Below are 26,776 nucleotides of genomic sequence, written 5' to 3' on the forward strand. Positions count from 1 at the left end.
CATTATTTATGCCTACCGGGCATGAAAATCTCTTGCAAACACCAATAGTTTCATCTTATCGGTGTTTTTTATTTGTTTTCAGCCTCATTTAGACAAACAGCTGTTACATAGAAAATGTTTGTTAAGATAAAATAATGGAGGGCATAGTTTCTAATGAGAAAAATAATGATAGATGGAAGAGACTTTGAAAATATTGAAGTTTTACATGATGTTTTAAAAGATAAATTAGACTTCCCAGACTACTATGGAGGAAATTTAGACGCTTTATGGGATTGCCTGACAGGGTGGGTGGATTTGCCGCTTACTTTAGTCTTGATAAATTTTGAGTTTAGTAAAAAGTTTTTAGGTTCATACGCTAATGATGTATTAGAAGTTTTACAAGAGGCTCAAGAGGAATTAAAGGACGAGTTTAAAATAATAATAGAATAGACTTTCTGTTTTGTGAATTTTAACAATTTTTGTTCGCAGAAAAAGGCAATAGGTCACCGCAAATTCAATTTTCGGTGAGACCGCAATAACTTTTTGGCTTCTGATAAGTTTCTTATGATGTTGGTATCAAGTCATACAAGTACATAACTCTCCCATGACTTCTTTCTGATGTAAGTTAATTTCATTATGAGTTAATCACGAGAATAATTTTATTCTGTGAATAATATTTTAAAAGGATTTAAATTTAAATAATATTTGATTAACGAATAAAAATTCTTTATTATTTAAACTTAATGAAATATAATTCTTTTAATTCGTATTGGGGGTTATGAAATGAGTATTATGCTTGACGAAACTGATAAGGCCATTTTAAGAGAATTGCAGGAAGATGCTTCAATATCAAATTTAAATTTATCTAAGAAAATTGGGCTTTCACCATCAGCTTGCCTTGCAAGAACAAAGAACCTAGTAGAAGCAGGTATAATTAAAAAGTTTACGACTATTGTTGATGAGAAAAAACTTGGAATCGAAGTCACAGCACTAGCTCTCATCAACTTATCACCCTTAAATAGGGAGACAATTCATTCATTTTTAGAGGATATAAACAAATTCCCACAGGTTCAAGAATGCTACACACTTACAGGAAGCCATGACTATATGCTTAAGATTGTGGCGAAGGACATGGTGAGTTATCGGAATTTTATCATTGATTCATTAATCCAGAACCCTGCTATTAGTAGAGTTGACACAAGCATAGTCATGAGTACAGAAAAAAGAACTGTCAGTGTGCCAATTGATGAAATGTAGGAGGTTGTTGATTTGAATAAAAATAAAGAATCGTTACATTTAAGCTCTCCTGCTATAAACACTCATATGAATAAGAGAGGTCAAATATGGGCTGCATTTCGTTCTGCATTCCCATATACAATTCCGATTTTTGCGGGGTTTTTGTTTTTGGGGATAGCTTATGGAATCTTTATGCATTCTTTGGGATTTAGCGCAATCTATCCAATCATCATGAGTTTTATGATATTTGCGGGCTCAATGGAGTTTGTTGCAGCGAATTTTTTACTTGGTGCGTTCAACCCTATGAATGCTCTTTTTTTGACGTTAATGGTCAATGCCAGGCATTTGTTTTATGGAATTTCCATGTTGGATAAGTACAGGGGGACTGGAAAGAAAAAGCTTTATCTGATTTTCGGAATGTGTGATGAATCATTTTCTATCAATTATACCGCTAATGTTCCGGCGAATGTTGACAAGGGCTGGTTTATGTTTTTTGTGACACTGCTTAATCATTTATATTGGGTCGCGGGGGCTGCGATAGGAGGTATTTTTTGTGATGACTGCTCTGTTTATTGTGATATTCATAGAACAATGGATGAAAGAGAAAAAGCATTACAGTGCTCTCACAGGACTTGGGCTTTCAGTAGCCAGTCTTATTCTTTTTGGCGGAAACCAATTTATTATTCCTGCTATGCTCGCCATTTTAGGGGTACTGACTGTTCTGAGAAAACCATTGGAGAAAGCTGAGGTTTCCGTATGACGATGACTATGACGCAGCAAATAATCACCATTGCAATGGTCGTGCTAGGAACAATGCTGACACGGTTCCTTCCATTCATGATTTTCCCGTCTGGCAAACCGACACCGAAATATGTACAGTATCTTGGTAAAGTGCTGCCATCAGCGGTAATCGGGCTTTTGGTCATTTATTGTTTAAAAGATGTGAGTCTGCTTTCTGGAAGTCATGGCATTCCTGAATTAGTTGGAGCAGCTGCAGTTGTACTGCTTCACTTGTGGAAGAAAAATATGCTTCTTTCCATAGCGGGGGGAACCGTTGTTTATATGGTTTTGGTGCAATTGGTTTTTTAACCGATATCGGAAACGATCAAAATGATCATGTTTTTATTGAACTTGATAAAAATATATAAAACTGACACAAACTTATTTTGGAATCAACACTGCGCCAGTGCAAATAGCATCTGTAATGTTTCCTGGCTATTCAAGAAGTGTCTACTTTAATCGGAGGATATATAATGTCAAAAAAAGTGTCTGCTTCCTATATCATCATTATAGGATTAATGCTATTTGCATTGTTTTTTGGAGCAGGAAATCTCATTTTTCCGCCTATGCTTGGTCAAATGGCTGGAAAAAATGTATGGATCGCTAATGCAGGTTTCTTAGTGACCGGAGTTGGATTGCCATTACTGGCTATAACAGCATTTGTTTTTTCGGGTAAACAAAACTTACAGTCGTTAGTCAGCCGTGTTCACCCGGTGTTTGGCATTGTATTTACGACGATTCTCTATTTGGCAATCGGGCCTTTTTTCGCTATCCCGAGATCAGGAAACGTATCGTTTGAAATTGGGGTAAAACCTTTTTTATCAAATGATGCAGGCCCTGTCTCATTGATCATATTTACAATATTATTTTTCGGATTGGCATGCTTGTTATCACTTAATCCTTCAAAAATCATTGATATAGTTGGAAAATTTTTGACGCCAATTAAGCTGACATTTATCGGATTGCTTGTAGTGGTAGCTCTTATTCGCCCAATTGGAACCATTCAAGCACCATCAAAAGGGTACACATCACAAGCGTTTTTTAAAGGATTTCAGGAAGGATACCTTACTCTGGATGCTCTTGTAGCATTTGTTTTTGGAATTATCATCGTGAATGCATTGAAAGAACAAGGAGCTTTTACCAAAAAACAGCTGATGGGTGTTTGTGCAAAAGCAGCCGCGATTGCAGCTGTACTCTTAGCAGTTATGTATACAGCCCTTTCCTATATGGGGGCTTCCAGCGTTGAAGAACTGGGGATTTTAGAAAATGGAGCAGAGGTCTTGGCTAAGGTTTCATCCTATTATTTTGGATCTTATGGTTCAATCTTATTGGGCTTAATGATTACAGTGGCGTGTCTGACGACAAGTGTCGGACTGATCACAGCGTGTTCTTCATTTTTTCATGAATTATTTCCGAACATTTCTTATAAAAAAATTGCTGTCGTTTTATCAGTGTTTAGTACACTTGTCGCAAATATAGGATTAACCCAGCTCATTAAGGTGTCAATGCCTGTCTTACTGACGATGTATCCTATCGCGATTTCCTTAATATTTTTAACGTTTTTGCATTCTGTATTTAAAGGGAAGACAGAAGTGTATCAAGGCAGTTTATTATTCGCATTCATCATCAGCTTATTTGACGGTTTGAAGGAGGCGGGAATAAAAATTGAAGTTGTGAATCATATTTTCACTCAGATTCTACCTATGTATAACATAGGGCTGGGGTGGCTCATTCCAGCTATTGCAGGGGGAATATGCGGCTATATACTGAGTATATTCCGAACAAAAACAAGTTGATCAATCAACAGCAATATCACTCAGATCTGCAGGAAGGACAAAGTGCTTGTTCGCCGGTTGACTTGCTTATTAAATGTGATCAACCAAATTTACAATCATCCTTCCTCTTGCTTCGCCTCTTCGTAAGGTAGGAAGAAAATCCGGTAATTGATCAAGAGTTACTTCATTCTGCACGAAATTTTCTAAATTTGCCGGCTTAAGTTCACTTTCAGTTACAAGTAAATCCCGACCGGAAGAGAAGAAACAAAAATTTTACAGGCTGTTAGCCGAAAGACTGGAATCTGAGTGTGGTATCGCATCAACTGATTTAATTGTATCTATTGTTGAAAATGATAATGCTGACTGGAGTTTTGGACTTGGGGAGGCCCAATTTTTAACAGGTAAATTGTAGTTGAATACTACCCTCAAATGCTTGATTGAAGAAAAGGATAGAGAAACTAGGTTAGCGGAGCAAACCATGGGTTTGCTCCGCTTTTTTATGTTTATAAAAGAATAATTAAGGAGGTATTGTGGATTTCTATAAAAATATTTTGACATTTCAGTAAAGAGCAGGTATATTTATATATGAACACATGCTCATATATAAATATTATTTGCATCATGTTAGAATGCTTCATAACAGATTTGAAATAATAAATACATATGTATTAAAAACTTTAGTTAAGGAGGAGTTTTTTATGGGTCACAATCATAATGAAGGAGCAAATAAAAAGGTTTTATTGATCTCTTTTATCATGATTACAGGTTATATGATAATAGAAGCTATAGGTGGATTTTTAACAAATAGTCTGGCGCTTTTATCTGATGCAGGCCATATGCTGAGTGATTCAATTTCATTAATGGTTGCCCTGATTGCTTTTACATTAGCTGAAAAAAAGGCAAATCACAATAAGACATTCGGCTATAAACGATTTGAGATTCTTGCAGCTGTGATAAACGGTGCTGCCTTAATTCTTATTTCTCTTTATATCATTTATGAAGCAATCGAACGCTTCTCTAATCCACCAAAAGTAGCAACAACTGGAATGCTTACAATTAGTATCATCGGGTTAGTTGTGAATCTATTGGTCGCTTGGATTATGATGAGTGGCGGAGATACAAAGAATAATCTGAATATAAGAGGAGCTTATTTACATGTAATAAGCGATATGCTCGGCTCTGTAGGTGCCATTTTAGCTGCCATCCTCATCATCTTCTTTGGATGGGGCTGGGCAGACCCATTGGCTAGTATCATTGTGGCTATTCTTGTTCTAAGAAGCGGTTACAATGTGACTAAAGATTCCATTCACATATTAATGGAAGGAACTCCAGAAAATATCGATGTCTATGATATCATTCGTACAATTGAAGGGACAGAGGGAATTCAAAACATTCATGATTTACACATATGGTCTATCACAAGCGGATTGAATGCTCTTTCTTGCCATGCAGTTGTTGACGATCAACTGACCATTTCAGAAAGTGAAAATATTTTACGCAAAATTGAACATGAACTTGAGCATAAAGGCATTACGCACGTAACCATTCAAATGGAAACCGAAGCGCATAATCACGACAATGCGATCCTTTGTCAGCCCAAAATGGAGAAGCCGCGTGACCACCATCACCATTAAATTTTTTATCTAACTTTATAGTGAGGAGATCAACTAGCATTTTGCAGATTCTGTCTACTGACAATTTGAAATTGGCGGGGTGATAATGTGTACGACACTATCGTAATCGGGGCTGGTCAAGCAGGGATCTCGATAGGATATTATTTTAAGCAGTCCGATCAAAAGTTTATCATTTTGGATAAAAGTCATGAGGTGGGGGAGAGCTGGAAAGATCGGTATGACTCATTGGTTTTATTTACTTCTCGAATGTATAGCTCTTTGCCTGGAATGCATCTTGAAGGAGACAAACATGGATTTCCTACAAAAAATGAAATTGTTGCTTATCTAAAGAAATATGTTGAAAAATTTGAAATTCCAATCCAATTACGGACAGAAGTAATAAGTGTCCTAAAAATAAAGAATTATTTCTTAATAAAAACAAATCGGGAAGAATATCAAACGAAGAATCTTGTCATTGCTACAGGGCCTTTTCATACCCCTAATATTCCATCAATATCAAAGGATTTATTCGATAATATTAATCAACTACACTCATCACAATATAAGAATTCAAAACAATTGGCATATGGAAATGTACTAGTAGTTGGTGGTGGGAATAGTGGTGCTCAGATAGCTGTTGAATTATCCAAAGAAAGAGTTACATATTTAGCCTGTAGTAATAAACTAGTTTATTTCCCTTTAATGATCGGAAAAAGAAGCATCTTTTGGTGGTTTGATAAATTAGGAGTTTTACATGCAAGTCATACATCAATAGTAGGCAAATTCATTCAAAAGAAAGGTGATCCAGTATTTGGGCATGAATTAAAACATGCAATAAAACAGAAGGAGATCATCTTAAAAAAAAGAGTCATTGCCGCAAAGCAAAATGAAATCATTTTTAAAGATTCATCTACATTAGAAGTAAACAATATTATTTGGGCTACTGGTTTCAGGAATCCCTTATGTTGGATAAATATAAAAGGTGTTTTGGATCAAGAAGGTCGAATCATACATCATAGAGGTGTTTCACCTGTAGAAGGATTGTACTTTATAGGGTTGCCTTGGCAGCATAAGCGAGGTTCAGCATTGCTTCAAGGCGTAGGAAATGATGCTGAATACATTGTAAAACAAATGAACGGTGAATAAACGAAGCAGAGCAGTAACTCACATGTTTACTGCTCTATTTTATTGTGAATAAGGGTAGCGAAGTGGAGATGCGCCTTCTCTTTTATTTAAGAAGTTAACATAGAAAGAGAAAAAGCTCTTTAAGACATACTCATATTTTTATGTTCAACAATGGTCTTAAGGAGGCTGCGCATTGAATTTGTCAGGTACGCATCTTTATGGCGTATAAAGATTGTTGAGATACAGCTATCTTTCTCAGGTAATGGGTGACAATAAACCTTACCTTGTGCAGCTAGATGCATAACAGCAGATTCCGGTACCACTGTTATACCGAGTCCAAGTGCAACACTATTTAAGATTGTCTCTAGGATGTTAAATTCCATCATTCTGTTTGGGAGCACACCTTCATCTTTGAGCCATTGTTCAAGCCTAGACCGATACCCGCACCCCTGGTTAAAAACAAGAATCGGAGTCGTTGAAAAATCCTCTATATTAAACGTTTTGTTACTGGTTACAAGAGTAAGTTTTTCAGTATAAACATCATACTGTTCCAGAATAGAATGTTTCAAAGGGCCTGAAATAAAAGCTCCGTCTAATTCGTGATTCATGACCTTTTTAATAAGTTCCTCTGTTAGACCAGCCTGCAATGATAAATCCACATTAGGATACTTTTTATAATAGGAAGCTATGATGGTCGGCAGTATCCTCACTGTTTCCACTGTACCGATTTTTAATATTCCAGATGGTATTTCAGTATCTAGAAAGACCTGCTCCAGTTCTTCAACATCTTTCAAAATTTTGTTAACGTATTCAATCATTTTTCGGCCCTCTGGGCTTAGTGAAACCCCTTTTTTATGGCGATTGAAAAGAGGTGTTTTGAGCTCATTCTCTAATTGCTTAATCCGCGCAGTTACATTAGATTGTACATAATTTAACTCTTTTGCAGCACCGGTAATACTCTTGTGATGGGCTACGCATTTGAAAATTTGTAAGTCTCGCAGTTCCATGAAGATCCCCCCTTCATTAAAGTATCATTATCAATGATGTTTTTCATCACTTTTGTTCATTTTACTTGATGCTTACTTCTTTTTATAATTCTCATTGTAATTTTAAAGAAAAGGAGGGGAATTCAATGAAAAAAAGTCAATTATTCATTGGTGCCCTTACATGTTTAGTGGCAAGTATGTCTTGGGGCGCGATGTTTCCAGTTGCAGATCATGCATTAGAATTTATTGATCCGTTTTATTTTTCATTTATTCGCTACGGTGTGGTAACAATTATGTTAGTGATTTTATTATTAGTGAGAGAAGGAAAAAAATCATTTCATTTAGAGGGTAAAGCAAAATGGATCATTTTATTTGGGGTGATGGCGTTTACTGTATACAATGTTCTTATTTTTTTAGGTCAAAGGTTGATGGGGAAGTCTGGAATTATGACAGCGTCCATTGCCGAGGCACTCATGCCGATGCTTTCAATTGTTATTCTATGGGGATATAAACATGTGAAACCTAAAAAATACACAATGATCAGTATATTGATTGCCTTTTTGGGGGCTTCGATGGTCATAACCAAAGGTAATATAAGTTTCTTTTTTTCATTAGGGGATCATCTATTCTCGCTACTCTTTATATTCATTGGTGTTTTAGGATGGGTTGTCTACACAATGGGGGGACAGTTATTCCAAGAGTGGTCCACACTTCGTTATTCAACATTGACATGTTTATTCGGCACAGCTATAACAGGAATCATGACAGCTATACTTACCGCGCAAGGTTACGTGTCGGTACCGAGTATTAAAGTGATTGCAGCAATTAAGTATGATTTTTTATTTATGATTACTTTACCAGGTATCATAGCCCTCCTTGGTTGGAACTATGGCATTAAAATCCTATCATCCATTAATGGGATTTTATTTATTAACTTTGTCCCCATTACTACATTGTTAATCATGGTGATCAAAGGATATAACATAACTGCATTTGATATAGTAGGAACACTGTTTGTCATTATTGTACTCATTTTAAATAACATATATCAGCGTAAGGAAGATTATAAGCAGGTATTACAAAAAGAAAAAACACATTTGACTATCAGTTAGACGGTGGGGGATTTAAAATGTTTGAAGGTTTATTGTTTTTCATTTCAGCTGGAATTGTCTGTGAACTTGCTGCAATTAATAGAAATGGCCGCAAAAATATAAAGCAACAGGCGGAATTGATTCAAATTTTAAAAGAAAACCTTAATAAAGACATTAAATAAATCAAGACGGTTGGATATTATTGAAACACACCAGAAAATTCAGGTGTGTTTTTATTTTGCTTCCTTTTTTAAGCCTTAAAACGCCACTAATCGTTAGTTGAAGACTATGGGAACCACTCTCCATGCGGAAAAAGATGATTATTTACATCATTCAGAGTTGATTTTAGGTTCTTTTGAACTTATAATGTTATATATACTGTTTTTTGTTTATTCAGAAAAAAAGGATGTTATAAAAATAAAAGAAAATATTTACATCGGAGGTGTACGCCTTACTAGGTAAGGCAAATCATTGACAACCATTAACCTTATAATCTTTACTATTTTAATTGTCTTAACAGCATTTTTTGTTGCGACTGAATTTGCGATAGTAAAGATCAGGTCATCAAAAATTGACCAACTCATATTAGAGGGAAAAAAAGGTGCCGTATCAGCCAAAAAGGTCATTACTCATTTGGACGAATATTTGTCAGCTTGTCAATTAGGGATCACGGTTACAGCGTTGGGAATTGGCTGGGTCGGAGAATCGACTTTTGAAGTGATTCTGCACCCCTTATTTGCTCATTTTCATGTAAGTGAAACAGTCTCACATGTATTGATCTTAGTGATTGCTTTTGTGATGGCGACTTTTTTGCACGTTGTAGTTGGAGAACTTGCTCCTAAAACACTCGCTATCCAAAAAGCGGAAACCATCACTCTTTTGACTGCAAAGCCAATTATTTGGTTTTACCGCATCCTGTTCCCTTTTATATGGTTTTTAAATGGTTCAGCCCGGTTTATAGTAGGACTCTTCGGTTTGAAACCTGCATCAGAACATGAACTTGCTCATTCTGAAGAAGAACTGCGCATCTTACTGTCTGAAAGCTATAAGAGCGGTGAAATCAATCAAAATGAGTTGAAATATGTAAATAATATTTTTGAATTTGATGAAAGAATCGCCAAAGAAATTATGATTCCGAGAAGAGAGATCGTAGCGATTTCTAGTGAGGATTCTTATGAAACTATTGTTAAGACCATTAAGACAGAGAGTTATACAAGGTACCCAGTCCTAAATGGAGATAAAGATTCAATCATTGGTTTTATCAATGCTAAAGAATTCTTGTCAGCTTATATTGACACAGACCAGAAGATAAAAGAGGATTTCAAGTTAGAAAATCATATCAACCCTGTTATCCATGTTATTGAATCCGTTCCAATTCATGATTTATTGGTAAAAATGCAAAAAGAGCGAACACATATCGCTATTCTTGTGGATGAATATGGCGGAACTTCAGGTTTAGTCACTGCTGAAGATATTCTTGAAGAAATTGTCGGGGAAATCAGAGATGAATTTGATAAAGATGAAGTGCCTAATATTAGAAAAGTAAATGATAATCACTATATCTTAGATTCGAAAGTGCTCATTGAAGATGTAAATGATTTATTGGGAACGACGTTAGCAAGTGACGAAGTGGATACAATAGGCGGCTGGTTTATGACTCAACAAATAGACGCTGCAGTTGGGTCCGTTATAGAAGCCGATGGGTATATTTTTAAAGTGTACAAAACAGTTGGCCGGCATATTAATTATTTAGAAATTGTCCGGAAAAAAGAATAACATCTGGATAAAACACATGAGATTTTGACTAATAAGATGCTTAAAGCCTGAGATGAATTGAATTTTCATCCAGGCTTTTTTTAACAGTAATCTTGCAGTTTAAGCAGGTGATAATCGAGGTTCAAAAGTTTCTCAGCAAACGAAGGAGGCTTGGATATCTATAGCTCTTTTACCATTACCTTCTCACCATTAAAGTCGAGTTCACCATTAAATTGAAAACCAAACCTTTGATAAAGGCGTATAGCATGAATATTATTTTCAAATATACTTAAATAAATTCTCTTGCATTTATATAGCTCAGCAAGGTGCTGAATGAGGGCTTTAAGCATTTTCTTCCCTAATCCTTTTCCCTGGTAGTGTTTGTCAATAAAAAATCGGTCAAGCCAGACTCGTCCGTTTTTATTATCTTCATCATACTCGGGAAACAATCCATACATTGCAAAACCGACTAGATCTCCTTCATAGTAAAGCCCGACAGGTTTATAATAGTGACATTCTTTTGCATCCTCTAAACATACTTTTGTAGATTCAATATATGATAATTGATTCTGGCTGACATGCAGATCAAGAATTGCAGCACGATTATCATCAGTTACTGCTTTTATGTTTATACTCATACTACATTCTCCTTTTTTCTTATCCCGGTGATGGCAGATGAAATCCTGATATTGCTAAAACTCAGCTTAAACTATATTCACGTCAAGCAACATGTAGCCTATCATATTAAGTACCTTTTCTTATTGTGCATACCCAGGGGCATTCCCTGCATCCAAATGACTTGACTTTATAGAAAATGAATTAATTCAAAGCTGCAGCATCATTCTTTTTTTCTTTCCAAACCATTGTAAGACCAAGGCCGACAACCATAACGAAACCTGCAAAAAGGAAAGGATAATGAATGTTAAGATCAAATAGTATACCGCCTAGAGCAGGTCCAAATATATTTCCCAGGCTGGTATATGTGGAGTTCATGCCTGCTACGAAACCCTGCTGGTTACCGGCGATATTGGATAAATGAGCGGTTAAGGCGGGACGTAGCAAATCGAACGCCAGAAAAATAAAACAAGTTACAAGCAAAACAGTTAAAAATCCTGACATAACAGTAGACACGAAAGCTAAGATCGCACCAATTATTAAGCACAGCTGAATCATTCTTTTCTCTCCAAGTTTGTCGACCAATTTCCCGAATAGTAAAACTTGAATAACTACCGCAACAATGGAACTAATCGTGATAATGGCTGCAATATCTTTTGGTGTGAAGCCAAATTTATGATCAGAAAACAAGCTGAATACCGTTTCATAAGCTGATAAACCAAAAGCCATCACAAAGACGATAATAAATGCAATCAAATAGACAGGATGAATGGATCTCTTCAAGTCTTTAATGAAATTTGATTCCTTTGTATGAGAAGAGAGTTGATGGCGTTCTTCTATCGACAATGACTCTTTTAGTATAAAAACGGAAGTGACAGCTGCTATTAACGCGATGGCGGAGGTTAAGAAAAACGGCATGCGAATGCCAAAGCCGGCAATAAATCCTCCCGCACCAGGCCCAATAATAAAGCCGGTGCTAATTGCAGCAGAAACATACCCCATAGCCTTTGACCTTTCCTTTAGGGTTGTAATATCAGCTACATATGCTGTTACCGCGGGCATGATAAAAGCCGCACTTATACCACCCAATATCCTGGAGAAATAAAATATTGAAACATGGGTCCCTAATCCGAAAATCAACTCAGATAAACTGAATATAAGCAACCCGAGAATAATCATTTTTTTTCTCCCGAAACGGTCAACCCACCTACCTGCAAAAGGTGAAGTAATTAACTGAGAAATGGCAAAAGCCGCAACAAGATAACCCATTGTGCTGCCGGATAAATGCATGATTTTCATAAAAGAAGGCATAACTGGAATGATTAAACCGATACCAAGAAATGCTACGAAGATGTTGCTTAATAGTATAATGAATATCGTTTTTTGCTCATTTATTGATTTTTTCATCTGAATTCCCCTTTTACTCAATTGAACCCTTTTTACCTATCCTTTTCGCTTGAAGCTTTTTTCAAGTACAATCAAATCATAAGGTATATGGTTACCGTATAGTCAAGGAGGTTTTTATGAGCGAAGATGTTAAGAAGTATTTCACAACAGGGGAGTTTTCGAAGCTCTGCCGTGTAAAAAAACAAACCTTATTTCATTATGATGAGATTGGTCTTTTCTCGCCGGAAATAAAAAAAGAAAATGGGTATAGATATTATTCCTATCATCAATTTGAGATTTTTCAAGTCATCAGTCTATTTAAAGAGCTTGGGGTTCCATTAAAAGAAATAAAGTGTCTAATAAAAGGAAAAACACCAGACAAGATCCTGCATGTTCTAAAAGAAAAGTCTATTGAGATTGATAAAAAAATAAATGAGCTTAAGCAGTTGCAAACGATCTTACAAACAAAAGTGACGCTTACAGAACAAGCACTTGAGACTGATTTTTCCTCAATTTCTTTTGAATATTTAAATGAAGAAACATTCATGTTAAGCCGAAAAACATTAAACTTACCAGAACGAAAATATGTGGCAGCCATTTCAGAACTCATTCATGAAGTTCAGCAATATGAATTAGATGAAGGATATCCGATAGGCGGAATCTTTGCACGGGAACAAATCTTAGAAAAAGACTTCTACAATTACAGTTACTTTTATATAAAAGTAAAAGATGGGGCAGAGAACATAAATTATCATGTACGGCCAAAAGGCCTGTATGCAGTTGGATATGAAATAGGCGGAAATACTGAAGAGGCGTACCGGAGAATCATTGAGTTCATTGAAAGAAATGGAATGCAAATAGGGGAAAATGCATATGAGGAATATATGCTGGATGAGATGGTAGTTGACGGGTATGAAAATACATATGCAAAAATCCTCCTTCAAGTTAAAGAGGTGTAAGATTACGAGATTTTCATATAGAAAAATTGCTTCTGTTGTGTGCCCAAAAAGAATATAAACTGGTTTACTAAAAGCGAGCCCACAGCCGAACTTCAAAAGCTATACCATTGAGTAAAAAGCAATGTCAACCTGTAACTATTTGTAAAACATTTAAACGTCTAGTGAAAGGGGCAAGGAGAATAAAATAAACTTCAAAGGGGTTTAATCATGAAAATGAATGAAAAGATGAAAGAGGTTCAAAGAAAATATAGTGAAGAGCTTAAGAAACAAGAACTTGAAGATGATAAAAATTATATTAAAGAAACAATTATTGTCGTAACGATAATTGTATTGTTTATTGTTTATTCTTTATTCTTTATTCTTCACTTACCCCTTGCAAGGTTTTTAACAAAAAGATCCCTTTTTCCCATTTCGATACTTACCGGTTTTTCTCACAATAAATAAACGCGCTTTTTTATGAAGTAAGTTCAGATGATGGGGTGTATCTAAAATGAAATGGATTGGTAAATGGAGTTTGCTTGATGGAGGGGTTTAATATCAATAAAAAATTATTAAAAAGGTTAATGATAATGCCAATTTTATTCATCTGTTATGTTTTATTTTTAAACCCTGAAATTATACTTGAAGAGCAATGTCCCAATAAGCCTTATAGTTTAACAATCGTAAAACACGGGACAGGTATATTCGATAAGAAAATTGAAAATTGTTCTAATAAATTACAAGATCAATGGAAAAACAGTAGCTGTTGGTAATTTGGTGTTTTTTGAGAATTTCGGCAGAGATATAGATGTTACTTGGGATACGAATACTGATGATGGAACTTGGTGGATAGATAAAAGCGTACATTTAACCATGACTTATGCTGAAAATTTCAAGGGGGATTTAGACAAGAAAGATATTGATTTTGATTATGGTACTGTTCAATAATAATGAAGTCAAATAGGAATATACACTAAAAGAACCGCCAGCCGGGTTCTTTTGTGTTTAGATTTAAACGGATTTAGGAGCAGTTTTTCTTTCCTTGCAAGTACCATGGTTCCAGAAGATTATCATAAGTATTGCTGGTATTAGGTATTCAATGATGACTTATTCAAACCAATAAACGGTCAACCAAGGGCAACCGATTGGCAGGTTGAACAAATCCAATCAGTCTTAAATTATCAATACTTGAATCATATGCCTTTGCTGATTTGTTCGGAGTTAACAATCGATGAGCTTTTGGCCATTGACGAGGCTCTTGGTTCACGAATTCACCAGATGTGTTGTGATTACATAGTGATTTGTAAAAGATGCCCTGAATCATCTGATATACAAAGATGATAGTCAGGTTGTGGATCTGAAAGTTAGCAAGTTTTATAGCGAAGAGCCAAGGGTGGAGATCAAGATAAAAGAGATTTCTGCCTAAAAATCAAAAACACTGAAGCGTTTGGCCTCAGTGTTCTTGATATGAACTGGTACCTCTATCATAACATAGGGGGCGCTTTAAGATTGACCCAGGGAAAGTTCAAATCATTGTTTTAGATGGGAATGAAGGTACTGCCCATGTCTTAGATGCTCCGGAGCACGGTAAAACTGTTATTCAAACTGTAAAGGGGAGCTTTGCGCAGGTTGATCATGAGATAGGTTACAAAGTCAGGTAAGCAATAAAAGGGAGTTTTATGATGGTGCCATTATAAGTTGAACTTCAAATGTGTTGTCAAGTCAATGACAGTTGAAGCAATGACTGTCAATCATACAGTAGAACTATAAGAAAGAGGAGGCTATAAACCTCCTCATAGTTAACTTGAATAGTAGGCGATATAAGATCCATCAGGATAAAAAGTAACACTGTCTAAATAATATGTTGTTCCGTTGATAGTGATTGTTTGTCCTGGGTCAGGATCAGAAGGAAGTCCACGAACAACTAGGGTACCTAATGCAGATACTTCCTTTGTTTGACTTACTTCAGAATGAGTATCAGTAGGACTTGCGGCAAAGGCAGGAGCGGCAGAAACAAGCAAAGCAAGTGACAATGCAGTACCAGTTAAAACTTTTTTCAACTTCATCATTTAACACTCCTTTAGTTTTTTAATACAAGTGTATTATTACATGAAATGTAAAAATATCCAAGGTATTTTTTGTTAATATTTTGTGACTTAGTTTAAATATAGAGCATCTCGAATGCCTGCTCCTCAAAGTGGAGCACAACATAGAAGAAGTTGGGTATAGAATGAAAGCATTATAATTAATAAGAGGCAGTATCGGTGATTCCACAAGATGGGCTAAAGCGAACCTTGATATGGATATCACTTCATTCTCCTGTTGCTTACTTCAGAGATATTAATAAGAAGCCCTAAAAAAAGCAAATTAGCTACCGATTTTAATAAGAGAATTAAAAAAGGTGGAATGTATATGGGAATAGTGAAGGATTTTCTTAATGAACTATGTTTACCGGATAAAGGAGGACTACTCGTGAATCAAAAAGACATTGAAAATATAATCAATTTGAGCGTTTGTTGAATCTGAAAAAATCTGTAGTGTAAAATGGAAGGCAGGTCGGCGTGGTGAAATTATGGAGCCATCTAAAACATATAGTACATAGGTTAATAAAACATTCGACAAAATTTGCGAATTGTTCCTTTGTCCTTTTCTTTCACCGATAATAAGGAGGGAGGGGATTAAATGAGCAGTCAAAAAAAATGGGGAGATCTTTCATTAAGAGGCATAGGGATAGAAAAACCTAAAATTCAGCCGCCTGCACTTAACCACCCTTTGTCTGATACCAGTTATCTTAGGGAATTTAATGAGCAAAGAGCTTTAGAAAAAGAACGAAATGAGCAAGCTAGCATAAAAAAAGAAAAGGATGAGCAAGAATATCGAGAGCAAACTCTTCAACTTCTTGCGGGTATTGAAAGGAACACCGCGATACTTCATGAAATATCCTCATTAATGAAAAAAAATAATGATAAGCAAAACGAAACTTTTGATATTATCGTTGAAATCCTAGAGATAATGAAGAGTAAATCAAATGAAGAAGTTGTTGGCAGGTATCAAAAGGTCATGAGTAAAATTAATCAATTTACTAACGATGTCGAGACAATTAAGTCTTTATATACAATAGGCGCAACAATATATAGTACAGCTTCAAATATGTTTACCTAAAGCATCCTTCGGGGTGCTTTTTTATATTCTCTGTAAACTGCTACCGGAAAATCTTAGAATAGACAATGGCGGTTGGTTTAAACATGGTGGCAGTTTAGAAGGGAATATCTTTTTCAAAACAACACGAATCAGAAGGAGGCGGCAGTGAATGTAGATGGTAGAAAAGCATATTCAGGCATATAAGGATTACGTCAAAGGAATGAAATACAAGGACCTTTCCAATCATTGTAAAGAGGAGTAGGAGAGAAACTCCAATTGCCTTCCAGATTACATTGCGTTTCTCCTCTACCCAGACAAGTTGTTGACCTTTCCGGCTATTATGGTGATGTCTGAGACGATTAAATAAGCTCATTAAACTAGATATACAACTTCAGAAAGATGAAGAAATTTGTTTAACTGGATGAATCTGGATATCTATGTACAATATTTATTCTATCGGGATTGACAGTAGCAGCTACCAATTTACCACCAGATGGATAGATGACTCTAACTTTACCACCTGACCATGCAGGTTTTCGAATATAAATTCTTCTTGGATGTTCAAATAAGTCTTCAATTGAAGCTGTAATAAAAGTATCAGGATTGAATGTTGGTCTGAATTCTGGTTCTTCAGGATAATCTTCAGAATGGTTTTGAGGATAGTATTGATAATCACATGGAATTGGAACAAGTTGATATTGTGGGTAATAATAATACACTTTAAATCAATCTTCTTCGAAGTTAATTTACAAATTATGTATTTATGCTACTCGTAACAGGAGAAAATACTCATTTTAAAAACAAACACAAACTTAATTTTGAGGTCCGGAGGTGGGTGAGATGTAATGCCAAGACCACGTGATCCACGCAGAGAGGAAGCTTTTCGTTTGTGGGAAGAGAGCTGCGGGAGCAAGAAGTTAAAAGACATTGCCGAGGAATTAGGTATCAAAAGCAACACTATTCGCAAATGAAAAGCAAACGATAAATGGGAAGAAAAAATAACAGGGAGCGCTCTTTTACGTCGAGGCGCACCTAAAGGGAACAAAAATGCAAAAGGAAACAAGGGAGGAAGAGCACCACTTGGTAATAAAAATGCATTGGGTAATAAAGGCGGTGCTGCTCCACTAAGAAATCAAAACGCTGTGACTCATGGTTTCTTCTCTAAATTCTTACCTAAAGACACACTCTCTATAATGAAAGAAATTAAGGAGCGCTCACCTGTCGATATGATTTGGAACCAAATACAAATCCAATATGTTGCAATTATAAGGGCACAAAAGATCATGTTCGTTTCTGATAAGCAGGAAATGATTAAAGAATTGAAAAAAAACTGTGCTATCTAAGACAAACGAAGTCGAAGAGGAAGAGTATGAATTCAAATTTTCTTGGGGTCGTCATATCAACGTTCTTGGAACGTGAAATAAGTATGGCATTAAAAGCGCAAAACACTATTTCTGTTAAAGAGGGCAGGTTGTTTGTTGATGGAGAAGAAATAGCCCTTATAAAACGTTTGAAGCCAACGTGGAGAAAAATAAATCCGAGGTCAATATCATGGGGGCGTCGGATGACAGGGCATAAAACGACTAGAGTAAACGGAACAGGGATAGCCACTTTTTATAAAGTGACTCCTCAATTTGTTCTTATTATGATGGACTATGTGAAAAGGGAAATGGTCTTTACTTCACTTTACAAGCTGTTCTGGATGACGCATCTTCAGGGCGTGGTACTGAACGAGTCATCTTTTATGATGTGGGCTTTGATTCTGCTAAAATCACAGGAAGGGAAGTGGTACCATTTACCTTTGAGGACTTTGTTGTTCCTGAGCAGTTAAAATCTACATTCTAATCACTTTTACAAAATCATCAAACAGATTACGAAAAAGCTTGCGTAAAAAATGACGAAACTCTCACGAGATATTCAAGAAAAAATGTGGTAAGATTACTTTAGAAGTAATCCAACTAGGGTGAAATAGAAATATGTATTTCTTTTAAAAGATATGCATAAAATAAAAAATACCGGAGTGCGGCAACACTCCGGCTGGTACAAATGCTGGCTCCTTCTTGGAGCGCTGGTTATAGGTGTATTTAGATATGGACCTACCCTAGAAGTTTCCTAGGCCTCAAAGGGTGGTCTATTTCTTTTTGTCTAAATACGTCAACAAAGCGAGAATAAACATCCCAAACGCAAGCATTAAACTAAGAGCTTGAAATGTTGACATAAGGCATCACCCCCTTTCAGGGGATTTAGCCAGCAGTCCACCTTTGGGTTAGCCGTGCAAATGTACAGGAATAATTATACACTAGACAACCATTTTTGTGGTTGTCTTTTTTGTTGGTCTAATCATGTAATCCTAAATTCAAAGGAGCTAATGAACATGAGCGAAAACAAAACGAAAAAAATTCAAAAAGCACAGGCTGTACTATACTTCTACAAGATAAAGGAGCAAAGAATAACGGCATATACGGCATTTATGGTCCGAAAACAGCAGATGCATGAGCTTTCTGTTGATGGAAACTATGGACCGATACGAGAGCAAAACTTGAAGCATTATTGAAATAAAGGATGGCCCTCTGTTAAAGGGCCTTTTATTAACCTAAAGAATGTGTATTTTTTATTTGCGTGCCCATTCATTCCACAAAGGTTCTAAGCTGTTTTTTAGATCTATGAACATCCATGGGTAGAGTTAGAAAAAAAGTAATAATAGTAGTATTCCATATACTGAATGTGTATTTAAATAAGTCTATAAGCCAAATTTTAAAAGAGGTGTGTAGACGTCAAGTCAAAATTTACATTTTTTGCTTATTTGCTTTTTACACTTCTGCTGAAAATACACTTTTTCGATGTTTCATTCGATAGCTATCTCCATCCATATGAATGACTTCTACACGATGAAGTACACGATCTAAAATTGCAGTGGTAATTCCTTGATCTCCCATTAATTCACCCCACTGTTCAGGGCTTTTATTAGATGTGAGAATGATGGAACTTCGTTCATACAAATGATTAATTAAATGAAAAAACAAATTCGCTTCTCGTTGATCCATTGCCATGTACATTAAATCATCAATAATGACCAGATCGGCGCCTCTTAATCGCTTTAGCTGCACTTTTGATTTATTTAGAAATTCTTCCGTTTTTAAAAGATGAATAAGCTCACCCATAGTTACGAAATAGACGTTGAAACCTCTGTGAATAGACTCAATTCCCAAACCGATTGCTAAAAATGTTTTACCAACACCTGGCGGTCCCAATAAAATTAAATTATACTGCTGCTCAAGCCAGTTTAGCTCTGCGAGCTGGGTCAATTGGCGCCCCGTTAAAGCTGTTTGCTCTTCTAAATTAAATTCACTTAGTGACTTCACGTAAGGGAAGTGCGCCCACTTCATTCTTTTTTCTAAACTTTTTACTTCACGTTTTCTTAGTTCATAACGTGTGATAGATTCAAGAAATTCTAAATACGTCCAAGAAGATTTTTCAGCCTCACGTAGGAGCTTTGGTAGCTCCTCAGCTGTTTCGGATAACCTTAATTGGCGAAAGTGCTCCTGCAAGTCATTTACAGTTTTATTCACTGTGGTTCACCCCCTAAAATACTTGTGTAAGCAGTAAGAGAGCGAGTTGTCACTATGATGTTGTCTTGACTTGAATGTTTTATAAAGGGAATCTTCACCTTTTGGGTACATTCAGTTTGTAATGCATTTTGATGGTTTGCGATATCCCGAAAGTCATTGGCGCTGTAAAGTTTATCTATCAGGCATTTAGTCAAAGTGGCTTCAATCCACATTGGGTATTTCTCAATGACGTTTTGAATAATTATGAGCTGATCACGCCGATACCGTGGGTATCTTAAACAAATTTCATTTAAATAAGAAGTTGCACGTTCCTGATCTTCAAAATGTGAAACAAGTTGTTGCTTAAATTCTTCAATACCTTTTGAGCGATCCCGGATATGATGTAGATGTTGAATAAGCTTTCCCTTTTCATTACTAATGCTATGTTCAGCAATTACTTCTCCATCCAACTGTTTACGGATAATCAGCGTTGGTGGTTGGCTCGAAGTGACTTCAATAAAAACCTCATTATCAGAGACTGCACTATACGTTCCGAGAGGAACGGAATAACGGTTTGATTTGAACCGTATTGTATTGTCCTTACTAATATTCCTTGTTATACTTGGGGTAATGACGCTTTCGTATGAGAGTGGTGAAGAGACGGGCTGTAAGTGTTGCTTTTCGACGGGGAACACTTCAGCTGGTCTTTTTTTCGTTGTCTGATGAACATGTTGATTTCCAGTGCGATGTAGCCACTGTAACGCACGGTTATTCCAATCTTCAATATTGCTAAATACTCGGCTGTCTGCGAAATTTCCCTTTATGTACTTTACAACGTTCTCAATCATTCCTTTTGATTCTGGGTCTGCCTTACGACATAAATGAACTTTAAACTTACGATCATTTACATAGCTTTGAAATTCAGAAGTTAAAAGTAGCTGACCTGAATTTTCGCTTACTGTAATTAAACGATCCTGATCATACACAATTTCTTCTGTACGTCCTCCGTAAAATTGAAATGCATTTTCATGACATCGTATGGCATCATTTGTCGTAAAAGGCCGGTCCTGCCACTCCATGTATTTGTATCGAGAGTGAGCTAAGACAAAAGCGATGAAATATAGTTTGATTTCATTCTTTTCAGTGGTCTTCTGTTTCGTTTCTCCCCAATCCACCTGGATTTGCTTACCCATAGGTTGTTCAGGGATTGCTTCATACTGCCGAATGATTACTTTTTTCTCAATCTGATAAATCTCCCGTATCTCTTTCACATAGGCTCTTACTGTACTCTCGCCAACAACTAAATCTGGATAACGCTCTAAGAGCCAATCGTGGATTTGTGCTGCACTGAGATGAGGGTATTCTTCAAGCCAAGCGATAATCCAATCCCTGTAGGGATCCAATTTCTTACCTTTGCCTTGTAGCTGTTCCATGTATGCTTTTGTCTCTTCAAATGTCATTTTTAAATATTTATAAACGGTTGGTCTCGATACTTTGAGCTCCTGTGCAATTTGAGATACTTTAAACTTCCGTTGATGTAACTGTTGAATATTTAAATAAAGCATTAACTTCTCCTCCAAGACGCTGTCCCCCCTAGTAAAATAACACCTTCTATTATTTTACTAGAGTTCTAGCTTATTGAAGCAAAAATGTAAAATTACGTTGAGCAAAAACTGTCAATTATATTCTAGCGTTTACAAGGTGCCTCCTTCAAAATGATCAGCAACTATTTGTAATTCCTGTGGTACTGAAAAAAACAGCAGACTTAGAAGAATGCAACATAAAATTATTTGCTGAATAAAATCGATGAAGAATTTACTTTTGTCATATGAGTTTGATGTAAGCTTTATGGCAATTGAAAAAAGAATGTACTTAATTAATATACCTGGTTATAAAGACAGCCAAAAGAATTGCAACAAACCAATAATATGGAAGCATATGGACTTGTACTCCTATGATTTAAAAAAGAATAAAGATTCAGGGTGATCAAAATGCATAAAATTATTAATTACATCCTAGTGGGGTTATTAGTACTCTAGATCATTGTATCTTTTACATTAAATATAAATAATGATACTCCTTATATAACAGTTGCTCTGGTTCTCATTATTGTATCTTTTGTAATAGAAAGAAAAAAGGTACACAAAAAATAGAAAAAACAACCCTCTTCTTATATTGAAGAGGGTCTTTATTTTTAACAACTGTAATACACAAATTATTGATTAAAGTATGTATGAATTATTGTACACAGCGGATATGTTTAATTTCATTTAAATCCATTTTACATGTTTTGTTCTTTGACTTCTCATGCTGACGGCTTTATGGCCCTCAAAGAGATAGCGAAACCGAAGCATCTTTGGATTAAATAGGCCCTCTCATAAAATGGGGGCCTTTCAGTGTTTCTTTTAAATAGCTTCTTTTAGTTGTTCTATTACACTTTTCAACCATTCTATTGGTGGTAATCCAATTGCCGGGAAATATATTTCTGTATTACACTTTATAATGTCTTCCTTTTCTTCTTCAGTTAGATTGCTATTTAGAAACTCTTCGCAATACTCTACTGTAAATAGCAAACCTGCTCTACTAATTTCCTCAATAAATTCGTCTAATGCGTGTTCAGGCGATTGGATATCTTGATGAAATGTTCCACCTAAAAAATTTTCTAATTCGTCTAAGAAATCATAACTTTCATCCATGGTACTTCCTCTCTTTTTTATATGGTTGGTTGGAATAAGCCCCCATTAAGAGGGACTTGTCTAGTACTCTTCTTTATTAAATAAAACATCGATTTTGAATGAATGTTATTTAAGCAACAGATTCTCTCTTTATATCAAAGATATCAATCTGCTTTGATTCCAAAAGATCTTGTAAATGGTCTGGACTGTATTGTTCAGCTATTTGCAATTCTCCTTCTGATATAGGTATAGCCATTAGCCAAGTAACACTTTTGTTGCTAAATTCAAGTAGTTCTAAATCTTCCTCCCAGAGAAATGGGGGAACGAACATAACATGTTTCATATCGGTTTCCTGATCATACATACTAATCACATCTTTAAAAATAACACCTGGTGCACAAGAGAAATTTGAGTTGATTATATTAAAGGCGCAAGTTGATAAAACATTAGCATATATGTCTGAAACTGACTCCATTGCAGCTACGATTTCTATCCGTAACGGGGTGCCATTCACCTCATAATTAATAGAATGATCCGACAAGCTAGAGTTGAGTACGACGTGATATCTTCCTGAGGCTGGTCACTAACCGATAAAATATCTATGCTGCTATTCTTGTTATTGTCCTAATATTTCGTAATTTTTGGTTTACCTCCAAAAGCTCCTAAAACTGTTCTAGCAATTACTTTATTTTCTTGTGTAACGCCCATTAGACAATCACTCCTAATCACCAAAGTCAAAGGTAATTCAGGTTGATAAAGCTCTGGATTTTTGCTGTTAGTTTAGAATTCGTAAACTTGAAAACCTGATCTGGAGTTAAGCTTTTGTTGAATTGTGCTAACACCAAAAGGAACTAACATTTTGTGCTACCGAGGCTCTGTTCTTGCCTTTCTTTGAAGACTTTATATTGCTGGAATAATTTTATTTTCCCAATCTGTATATTTCACATTATCATACTTTTTGGTAGCAACAATTTTTCATGAATTTAAATAATCGCCAGGAAGCCGTTGGATAGTTATATTTTGATTAGACTCTTGGTTTGAAGAACAAGTTGTAATATCATTTTGAGAAAAAGTGGTTGGAACTATTGGTGCTGTAATATCTTTGCTCTGTTCATTGTTATTTTGTTGAGCAGCAAGTATACTGTTCGTAGGAATCAACAAAACAAAAGACATTACTAAAGCTAATACAATTTTTATACTACCTTTCATTCAAAAAACATCCCTTCTTTGGTTATATGGGCCCGTATATAATATACTTCTTATTGGGATTTTTTGTTTAAATTTTGAATTGAATTAAGTGAAAATTAAGAAAGGTATGGATTTTACAGTGAAATTACTAATGAGTTTTGTATTTGGAACTTTAGGGGCATTATTAATGGTAAGTGTGAGAGAAAATTTTTCTTTCACTGTGACATTAATTGTTTTAGTTGTTGTTATTATCGTTGCTTTTATTCTTGATGAGGTATGGAAAAGGCATAAAAAAAAGAGAGAAGAAGATTAATTTTCTTCTCTCTTTTTTTTAGTCAATTTGGTTTATTTTGATCTTTGGGTTTAGTGAATTTTGTAGAATATCCAGCGGCTAATAAAAAGATAATGGCAAGAACATACGCTAAAATACCTTGATGAAATACGAATATAGAAATTAAATTAGATGCTACAGCAAGAATAATGAAAATAATTGTATATATGTTTAATCGCAATAGGGAGACCTCCCTTGGTTTCTTTTGAAGAATTTTATCATTTGTAAATAGAAAAATAAAGAAAGCCAAAGTACCCAAAGGATATTTGGCTTTCTTTATTTCGTTTAGTTATTTATTGGGCCCACAATCTTCTAAGCAGTTCATAATCTGTACGCTATATACCAATAAAGGTCCTTCAATACAAGCAGCGCAAAGGATGATCGTGCCACAGGCAGCCCCACATAATGCTGCGAAGACTCCAATAGCCCAGTTACTTAGCCCTTGGTTTGCTAAGCAAGTGTTCATACAGCTTAACCATCCTTGTGCAGAAATCTCGCCTTCTGAAATTGGTGTAGTCCCCGTAGCAGTCTCTTCATTATCAATATAATATCTGTAGGTAACTGAAGAAGAATCTTGATTTTCAACAATGAGTTCTTGATATCTTAAAAAATCTTTTTCTTTATCAAATACTAAGGTAATTGCACTTGTTTCTTTAATAGATTTTTTAATTTTATATGGGATTGCGACAATATAGTTGGAATCCTCTGTGTTTTTATTGACTACTGCATTATCCCCGAATAAATTATGTCCAGTTATAACCCTTACCATTTGCTGAAGCAGAACCTTCTTGAAATAGAACAAAGCCCCTTAGAAATTTCATGGGGCTTCAAAATAACATAACAATGTACAACATAGAAATATTCAGCTTTTCCTTATAGCTTAATATTATATTTCTCTTTAATGGTTTCCATATATTTTTCTACTTCTAATTTATTGTCTGGGTGTCGTTCTACATATTGACCAACAATTTCATTTAAATATTTATAGAAATTTTCGTAATCTAATATGACTTCTTCATCTTCTTTGACTGTTGGGTAATCGAAATAAAAAGCTATACCCTCATCTCCAAAGTAATCTTCTTCCCACTGTTCGTAGTCATCAGCAAATACACACCAGACATTCTCTATACCATAACCTTCTCCGTTGGAGAAATTCTCTAAAATTCGTATAAATCGTTCATCACCAATAACCTTAAAGAAATAATTAATTAATTCTTTATTTTTATTATCCATTTCATTTTTCCACCGAATTAAAGCCTCTCATAACGAGAAGTGCTTTCCACCTTTTAATACTCTCTTCTCAAAAAGAAGGGGAAAGGCTTTATCCGTTTATCCCTCGTATAGTTTATTAATCAACTCTGTAAATGAATCACAAACATAGCTAATGGAACTTTCCTTATCTTCATAAGCTATCTCATGATCCCAAAAAACAATTACGGGTTCTTGAGCAGACATTCTGTAATCAAAACAAAAGAGGTTTCCCCCTGCATCTGTAGCAAAAGGTATGATCTTATCAACTAACCGGTCTTTAACATTATCAATGGTACTAAGGAGATCAATTGGCCGAGTAGGATCTCCTATGCTCAGTAAATTGTTGATTGTTTCTCGAGAATTTTGGAATAAAACAACCTTTTTATCTATAGGGGAACATCCATTATGGTCTTTAATGAACTCTCTGTAATCTGTTGGGAACTTGATTTTTAATTTCTCTTCTACATACTCAATTTGATTGTTTGTAGCCTCTTGAAAAGTGCTTCGTTTTCTCCATTTAATACTTTGCATTTGTTAACCTCCTACTGTCATATACCTGGCAAAGTTATCCCTTGTATTAAATAAAAAGAGCCTTTCTCCTCAAAAAGAAGGGGAAAGGTCTTATCCGTTTATTCCTCGTATAGTTTATTAACCAACTCTGTAAATGAATCACATATATGACTCAAAGCTTTATCAGGATCTTCATATGCAATCTCGTGATCCCAGAAAACTACGGACGGATTCTCTTTATTAAGACGATAATCGAAGCAGATTTCGTTACCGAAAGGATCACAAGCAAAAGGAACTACCCCAGAAAGCATCCTTCCATCCTGGTAATCTTCAAAGACCTCTAAAATAAAACTTGAACTATCCTCAGTTAGACCATGTAATCGATTAAAAACAGCACCTTTTGTATTTTTAAAGTCAAATATCTTTTTATTTGGGCGCGCCCCATTGTTGTTTAATATAGTTGTAACATAGTTGCTAGGGAACTTAATATCTAATGCCTTTTCGATTTTTTTAACAGTTGTTTCCCCAATAGGTTTTTCGGCAAATCTCCACTCTGTCATATTGTCCAACTCCTATCTGTTCTTACTTCCTCCAACCCAAAGGTGTCGACCTCCTGTATGGCCTGTTTTCTGTTGCGTCTTTTGATCAACTAATTGCATCCTCCTGAATCTTGATGATATTGTCAAGTATAACCATTCGGTGTTATCCCATCTTCAAACAGAATAAGAATAGAAATATTGTCGAAGTTTTCTGGAGATAAGTTTCAGCCTTGGGATAGTGAATAAAATATAATCTCTTTCGGCCTTTGACGGAAATATCGTCTGAAACAGCAGACAGTTCGACGATTGTATAA

Annotated in this window: 28 protein-coding genes and 9 pseudogenes; 22 read left to right on the top strand and 15 right to left on the bottom strand. The window is 35.5% G+C overall.

Annotated features, from left to right (window positions below; all coding sequences use genetic code 11):
- The first annotated feature begins 153 nt into the window (after positions 1-153).
- The 8 genes and pseudogenes from PUN35_RS01310 (at position 154) to PUN35_RS01350 (ending at position 6,529) form a co-directional block, all read left to right on the top strand.
- Complete coding sequence (locus tag PUN35_RS01310; protein ID WP_014480362.1) at positions 154-429, top strand: barstar family protein; 276 nt, start codon at positions 154-156, stop codon at positions 427-429.
- A 333-nt stretch (positions 430-762) separates the two neighbouring features.
- On the top strand, positions 763-1,236 hold the full coding sequence (azlB, locus tag PUN35_RS01315) for an azlBCD operon transcriptional regulator AzlB (protein ID WP_014480361.1): 474 nt from the start codon (positions 763-765) through the stop codon (positions 1,234-1,236).
- Positions 1,237-1,248: 12 nt separating this feature from the next.
- Positions 1,249-1,975, top strand: a pseudogene (gene azlC / locus PUN35_RS01320) (azaleucine resistance protein AzlC).
- Positions 1,972-2,304 carry a branched-chain amino acid transporter AzlD gene (gene azlD, locus PUN35_RS01325; RefSeq protein WP_014480359.1) on the top strand — a complete coding sequence of 111 codons (333 nt, stop codon included), beginning with the start codon at positions 1,972-1,974 and terminating at the stop codon, positions 2,302-2,304. The pseudogene azlC and the gene azlD overlap by 4 nt, the downstream one beginning before the upstream one ends.
- Before the next feature lie 164 nt (positions 2,305-2,468).
- Positions 2,469-3,791, top strand: coding sequence for a branched-chain amino acid transport system II carrier protein (gene brnQ, locus PUN35_RS01330; protein ID WP_014480358.1), 1,323 nt, complete (start codon positions 2,469-2,471; stop codon positions 3,789-3,791).
- A 196-nt stretch (positions 3,792-3,987) separates the two neighbouring features.
- Positions 3,988-4,182: pseudogene (locus PUN35_RS01340) on the top strand (tautomerase family protein); the annotation flags it as partial.
- A 286-nt stretch (positions 4,183-4,468) separates the two neighbouring features.
- A complete protein-coding gene (gene czcD / locus PUN35_RS01345) occupies positions 4,469-5,404 on the top strand; it encodes a CDF family zinc transporter CzcD (protein WP_014480357.1) in 936 nt (311 codons plus the stop codon).
- 87 nt (positions 5,405-5,491) lie between these two features.
- Positions 5,492-6,529, top strand: a complete 1,038-nt coding sequence (locus tag PUN35_RS01350) for a flavin-containing monooxygenase (protein ID WP_014480356.1) — start codon at positions 5,492-5,494, stop codon at positions 6,527-6,529.
- Between the two features lie 119 nt (positions 6,530-6,648).
- On the opposite strand, the gene czcR is transcribed toward PUN35_RS01350, so the two are convergent.
- Entirely contained in the window at positions 6,649-7,515 is an 867-nt protein-coding gene (gene czcR / locus PUN35_RS01355) for a LysR family transcriptional regulator CzcR (protein WP_014480355.1), read from the bottom strand.
- 125 nt (positions 7,516-7,640) lie between these two features.
- On the opposite strand from czcR, the gene PUN35_RS01360 reads away from it, so the two are divergent.
- The 3 genes from PUN35_RS01360 (at position 7,641) to PUN35_RS01370 (ending at position 10,361) form a co-directional block, all read left to right on the top strand.
- Positions 7,641-8,606 (top strand): DMT family transporter, encoded by a 966-nt coding sequence (locus tag PUN35_RS01360; protein ID WP_014480354.1) that lies wholly within the window; start codon positions 7,641-7,643, stop codon positions 8,604-8,606.
- Between the two features lie 17 nt (positions 8,607-8,623).
- Complete coding sequence (locus PUN35_RS01365) at positions 8,624-8,767, top strand: YrzO family protein (protein ID WP_014477437.1); 144 nt, start codon at positions 8,624-8,626, stop codon at positions 8,765-8,767.
- Positions 8,768-9,056: 289 nt separating this feature from the next.
- Positions 9,057-10,361 carry a hemolysin family protein gene (locus PUN35_RS01370; protein WP_014480352.1) on the top strand — a complete coding sequence of 435 codons (1,305 nt, stop codon included), beginning with the start codon at positions 9,057-9,059 and terminating at the stop codon, positions 10,359-10,361.
- 158 nt (positions 10,362-10,519) lie between these two features.
- Here the strand turns inward: PUN35_RS01370 and bltD are convergent, their stop codons facing one another.
- Both bltD and blt read right to left on the bottom strand, forming a co-directional pair.
- Complete coding sequence (gene bltD / locus PUN35_RS01375; RefSeq protein ID WP_014480351.1) at positions 10,520-10,978, bottom strand: spermine/spermidine acetyltransferase; 459 nt, start codon at positions 10,976-10,978, stop codon at positions 10,520-10,522.
- Between the two features lie 181 nt (positions 10,979-11,159).
- Complete coding sequence (gene blt, locus PUN35_RS01380; RefSeq protein ID WP_014480350.1) at positions 11,160-12,362, bottom strand: multidrug efflux MFS transporter Blt; 1,203 nt, start codon at positions 12,360-12,362, stop codon at positions 11,160-11,162.
- 116 nt (positions 12,363-12,478) lie between these two features.
- Between blt and bltR the strand changes: the two genes are divergently transcribed.
- The 6 genes and pseudogenes from bltR (at position 12,479) to PUN35_RS01410 (ending at position 14,940) form a co-directional block, all read left to right on the top strand.
- Positions 12,479-13,300: a multidrug efflux transcriptional regulator BltR gene (gene bltR, locus PUN35_RS01385; protein ID WP_014480349.1), complete on the top strand. Its 822-nt coding sequence runs from the start codon at positions 12,479-12,481 to the stop codon at positions 13,298-13,300.
- A gap of 207 nt (positions 13,301-13,507) precedes the next feature.
- A pseudogene (locus tag PUN35_RS01390) lies at positions 13,508-13,688 on the top strand (hypothetical protein).
- Between the two features lie 308 nt (positions 13,689-13,996).
- Positions 13,997-14,227 carry a hypothetical protein gene (locus tag PUN35_RS01395; RefSeq protein WP_224588644.1) on the top strand — a complete coding sequence of 77 codons (231 nt, stop codon included), beginning with the start codon at positions 13,997-13,999 and terminating at the stop codon, positions 14,225-14,227.
- Positions 14,228-14,371: 144 nt separating this feature from the next.
- Positions 14,372-14,620: pseudogene (locus PUN35_RS01400) on the top strand (hypothetical protein); the annotation flags it as partial.
- Positions 14,583-14,705 (top strand): annotated as a pseudogene (locus PUN35_RS01405) (RusA family crossover junction endodeoxyribonuclease); the annotation flags it as partial. The pseudogenes PUN35_RS01400 and PUN35_RS01405, both read left to right, overlap by 38 nt.
- Before the next feature lie 82 nt (positions 14,706-14,787).
- Entirely contained in the window at positions 14,788-14,940 is a 153-nt protein-coding gene (locus PUN35_RS01410; protein WP_049832653.1) for an XtrA/YqaO family protein, read from the top strand.
- A gap of 138 nt (positions 14,941-15,078) precedes the next feature.
- Here PUN35_RS01410 and PUN35_RS01415 read toward each other — a convergent pair whose 3' ends face one another.
- Positions 15,079-15,345 carry a hypothetical protein gene (locus PUN35_RS01415; RefSeq protein WP_033881358.1) on the bottom strand — a complete coding sequence of 89 codons (267 nt, stop codon included), beginning with the start codon at positions 15,343-15,345 and terminating at the stop codon, positions 15,079-15,081.
- Between the two features lie 616 nt (positions 15,346-15,961).
- Between PUN35_RS01415 and PUN35_RS01420 the strand changes: the two genes are divergently transcribed.
- Positions 15,962-16,441: a hypothetical protein gene (locus PUN35_RS01420; RefSeq protein WP_014480344.1), complete on the top strand. Its 480-nt coding sequence runs from the start codon at positions 15,962-15,964 to the stop codon at positions 16,439-16,441.
- Between the two features lie 392 nt (positions 16,442-16,833).
- Here the strand turns inward: PUN35_RS01420 and PUN35_RS01430 are convergent, their stop codons facing one another.
- Entirely contained in the window at positions 16,834-17,139 is a 306-nt protein-coding gene (locus tag PUN35_RS01430) for a hypothetical protein (protein ID WP_123772463.1), read from the bottom strand.
- Positions 17,140-17,265: 126 nt separating this feature from the next.
- Between PUN35_RS01430 and terS the strand changes: the two are divergent.
- Positions 17,266-17,830, top strand: a pseudogene (gene terS / locus PUN35_RS01435) (phage terminase small subunit); the annotation flags it as partial.
- Positions 17,790-18,265: pseudogene (locus PUN35_RS01440) on the top strand (phage tail tube protein). The pseudogenes terS and PUN35_RS01440, both read left to right, overlap by 41 nt.
- A 286-nt stretch (positions 18,266-18,551) precedes the next feature.
- On the opposite strand, the gene PUN35_RS01445 reads toward PUN35_RS01440, so the two are convergent.
- Complete coding sequence (locus PUN35_RS01445) at positions 18,552-18,638, bottom strand: putative holin-like toxin (protein ID WP_072592549.1); 87 nt, start codon at positions 18,636-18,638, stop codon at positions 18,552-18,554.
- Between the two features lie 174 nt (positions 18,639-18,812).
- Between PUN35_RS01445 and PUN35_RS22445 the strand changes: the two are divergent.
- A pseudogene (locus PUN35_RS22445) lies at positions 18,813-18,979 on the top strand (peptidoglycan-binding domain-containing protein); the annotation flags it as partial.
- 251 nt (positions 18,980-19,230) lie between these two features.
- On the opposite strand, the gene istB reads toward PUN35_RS22445, so the two are convergent.
- The 5 genes and pseudogenes from istB to PUN35_RS01475 all read right to left on the bottom strand — a co-directional run bounded on the left by istB (position 19,231) and on the right by PUN35_RS01475 (position 23,852).
- A complete protein-coding gene (gene istB, locus PUN35_RS01455; protein WP_014479891.1) occupies positions 19,231-19,989 on the bottom strand; it encodes an IS21-like element helper ATPase IstB in 759 nt (252 codons plus the stop codon).
- Positions 19,986-21,533, bottom strand: a complete 1,548-nt coding sequence (gene istA, locus PUN35_RS01460; RefSeq protein WP_014480339.1) for an IS21 family transposase — start codon at positions 21,531-21,533, stop codon at positions 19,986-19,988. Before istA ends, istB begins: the two co-directional genes overlap by 4 nt.
- A gap of 840 nt (positions 21,534-22,373) precedes the next feature.
- On the bottom strand, positions 22,374-22,664 hold the full coding sequence (locus tag PUN35_RS01465; RefSeq protein WP_014480337.1) for a contact-dependent growth inhibition system immunity protein: 291 nt from the start codon (positions 22,662-22,664) through the stop codon (positions 22,374-22,376).
- 109 nt (positions 22,665-22,773) lie between these two features.
- Positions 22,774-23,351, bottom strand: a pseudogene (locus PUN35_RS01470) (suppressor of fused domain protein).
- A gap of 267 nt (positions 23,352-23,618) precedes the next feature.
- Positions 23,619-23,852, bottom strand: coding sequence for a hypothetical protein (locus tag PUN35_RS01475; protein ID WP_224588641.1), 234 nt, complete (start codon positions 23,850-23,852; stop codon positions 23,619-23,621).
- Between the two features lie 88 nt (positions 23,853-23,940).
- Here PUN35_RS01475 and PUN35_RS01480 point away from each other — a divergent pair, with 88 nt between their 5' ends.
- Positions 23,941-24,144: a hypothetical protein gene (locus PUN35_RS01480; protein ID WP_123772462.1), complete on the top strand. Its 204-nt coding sequence runs from the start codon at positions 23,941-23,943 to the stop codon at positions 24,142-24,144.
- A 307-nt stretch (positions 24,145-24,451) separates the two neighbouring features.
- Here the strand turns inward: PUN35_RS01480 and PUN35_RS01485 are convergent, their stop codons facing one another.
- The 4 genes from PUN35_RS01485 to PUN35_RS01500 all read right to left on the bottom strand — a co-directional run bounded on the left by PUN35_RS01485 (position 24,452) and on the right by PUN35_RS01500 (position 26,483).
- A complete protein-coding gene (locus PUN35_RS01485) occupies positions 24,452-24,964 on the bottom strand; it encodes a hypothetical protein (RefSeq protein WP_014477426.1) in 513 nt (170 codons plus the stop codon).
- Positions 24,965-25,035: 71 nt separating this feature from the next.
- A complete protein-coding gene (gene cdiI, locus PUN35_RS01490; RefSeq protein ID WP_014480334.1) occupies positions 25,036-25,395 on the bottom strand; it encodes a ribonuclease toxin immunity protein CdiI in 360 nt (119 codons plus the stop codon).
- Between the two features lie 96 nt (positions 25,396-25,491).
- Positions 25,492-25,944, bottom strand: coding sequence for an SMI1/KNR4 family protein (locus tag PUN35_RS01495; RefSeq protein ID WP_014480333.1), 453 nt, complete (start codon positions 25,942-25,944; stop codon positions 25,492-25,494).
- Between the two features lie 98 nt (positions 25,945-26,042).
- Positions 26,043-26,483 (bottom strand): SMI1/KNR4 family protein, encoded by a 441-nt coding sequence (locus PUN35_RS01500; protein ID WP_014480332.1) that lies wholly within the window; start codon positions 26,481-26,483, stop codon positions 26,043-26,045.
- Positions 26,484-26,776 lie beyond the last annotated feature (293 nt).

The sequence above is a fragment of the Bacillus sp. N3378-2at genome, assembly GCF_033412715.1.
Lineage (GTDB): Bacteria > Bacillota > Bacilli > Bacillales > Bacillaceae > Bacillus > Bacillus subtilis.

What these genes read in the sequence shown, in the direction of transcription:
- PUN35_RS01310 (WP_014480362.1), top strand. Translation starts at nt 154, where the DNA reads ATGAGAAAAATAATGATAGATGGAAGAGACTTTGAAAATATTGAAGTT.
- azlB (WP_014480361.1), top strand. Translation starts at nt 763, where the DNA reads ATGAGTATTATGCTTGACGAAACTGATAAGGCCATTTTAAGAGAATTG.
- azlD (WP_014480359.1), top strand. Translation starts at nt 1,972, where the DNA reads ATGACGATGACTATGACGCAGCAAATAATCACCATTGCAATGGTCGTG.
- brnQ (WP_014480358.1), top strand. Translation starts at nt 2,469, where the DNA reads ATGTCAAAAAAAGTGTCTGCTTCCTATATCATCATTATAGGATTAATG.
- czcD (WP_014480357.1), top strand. Translation starts at nt 4,469, where the DNA reads ATGGGTCACAATCATAATGAAGGAGCAAATAAAAAGGTTTTATTGATC.
- czcR (WP_014480355.1), bottom strand. Translation starts at nt 7,515, where the DNA reads ATGGAACTGCGAGACTTACAAATTTTCAAATGCGTAGCCCATCACAAG.
- PUN35_RS01360 (WP_014480354.1), top strand. Translation starts at nt 7,641, where the DNA reads ATGAAAAAAAGTCAATTATTCATTGGTGCCCTTACATGTTTAGTGGCA.
- PUN35_RS01365 (WP_014477437.1), top strand. Translation starts at nt 8,624, where the DNA reads ATGTTTGAAGGTTTATTGTTTTTCATTTCAGCTGGAATTGTCTGTGAA.
- bltD (WP_014480351.1), bottom strand. Translation starts at nt 10,978, where the DNA reads ATGAGTATAAACATAAAAGCAGTAACTGATGATAATCGTGCTGCAATT.
- blt (WP_014480350.1), bottom strand. Translation starts at nt 12,362, where the DNA reads ATGAAAAAATCAATAAATGAGCAAAAAACGATATTCATTATACTATTA.
- bltR (WP_014480349.1), top strand. Translation starts at nt 12,479, where the DNA reads ATGAGCGAAGATGTTAAGAAGTATTTCACAACAGGGGAGTTTTCGAAG.
- PUN35_RS01415 (WP_033881358.1), bottom strand. Translation starts at nt 15,345, where the DNA reads ATGAAGTTGAAAAAAGTTTTAACTGGTACTGCATTGTCACTTGCTTTG.
- PUN35_RS01420 (WP_014480344.1), top strand. Translation starts at nt 15,962, where the DNA reads ATGAGCAGTCAAAAAAAATGGGGAGATCTTTCATTAAGAGGCATAGGG.
- PUN35_RS01445 (WP_072592549.1), bottom strand. Translation starts at nt 18,638, where the DNA reads ATGTCAACATTTCAAGCTCTTAGTTTAATGCTTGCGTTTGGGATGTTT.
- istA (WP_014480339.1), bottom strand. Translation starts at nt 21,533, where the DNA reads ATGCTTTATTTAAATATTCAACAGTTACATCAACGGAAGTTTAAAGTA.
- PUN35_RS01465 (WP_014480337.1), bottom strand. Translation starts at nt 22,664, where the DNA reads ATGGATGAAAGTTATGATTTCTTAGACGAATTAGAAAATTTTTTAGGT.
- PUN35_RS01475 (WP_224588641.1), bottom strand. Translation starts at nt 23,852, where the DNA reads ATGAAAGGTAGTATAAAAATTGTATTAGCTTTAGTAATGTCTTTTGTT.
- cdiI (WP_014480334.1), bottom strand. Translation starts at nt 25,395, where the DNA reads ATGGATAATAAAAATAAAGAATTAATTAATTATTTCTTTAAGGTTATT.
- PUN35_RS01495 (WP_014480333.1), bottom strand. Translation starts at nt 25,944, where the DNA reads ATGCAAAGTATTAAATGGAGAAAACGAAGCACTTTTCAAGAGGCTACA.
- PUN35_RS01500 (WP_014480332.1), bottom strand. Translation starts at nt 26,483, where the DNA reads ATGACAGAGTGGAGATTTGCCGAAAAACCTATTGGGGAAACAACTGTT.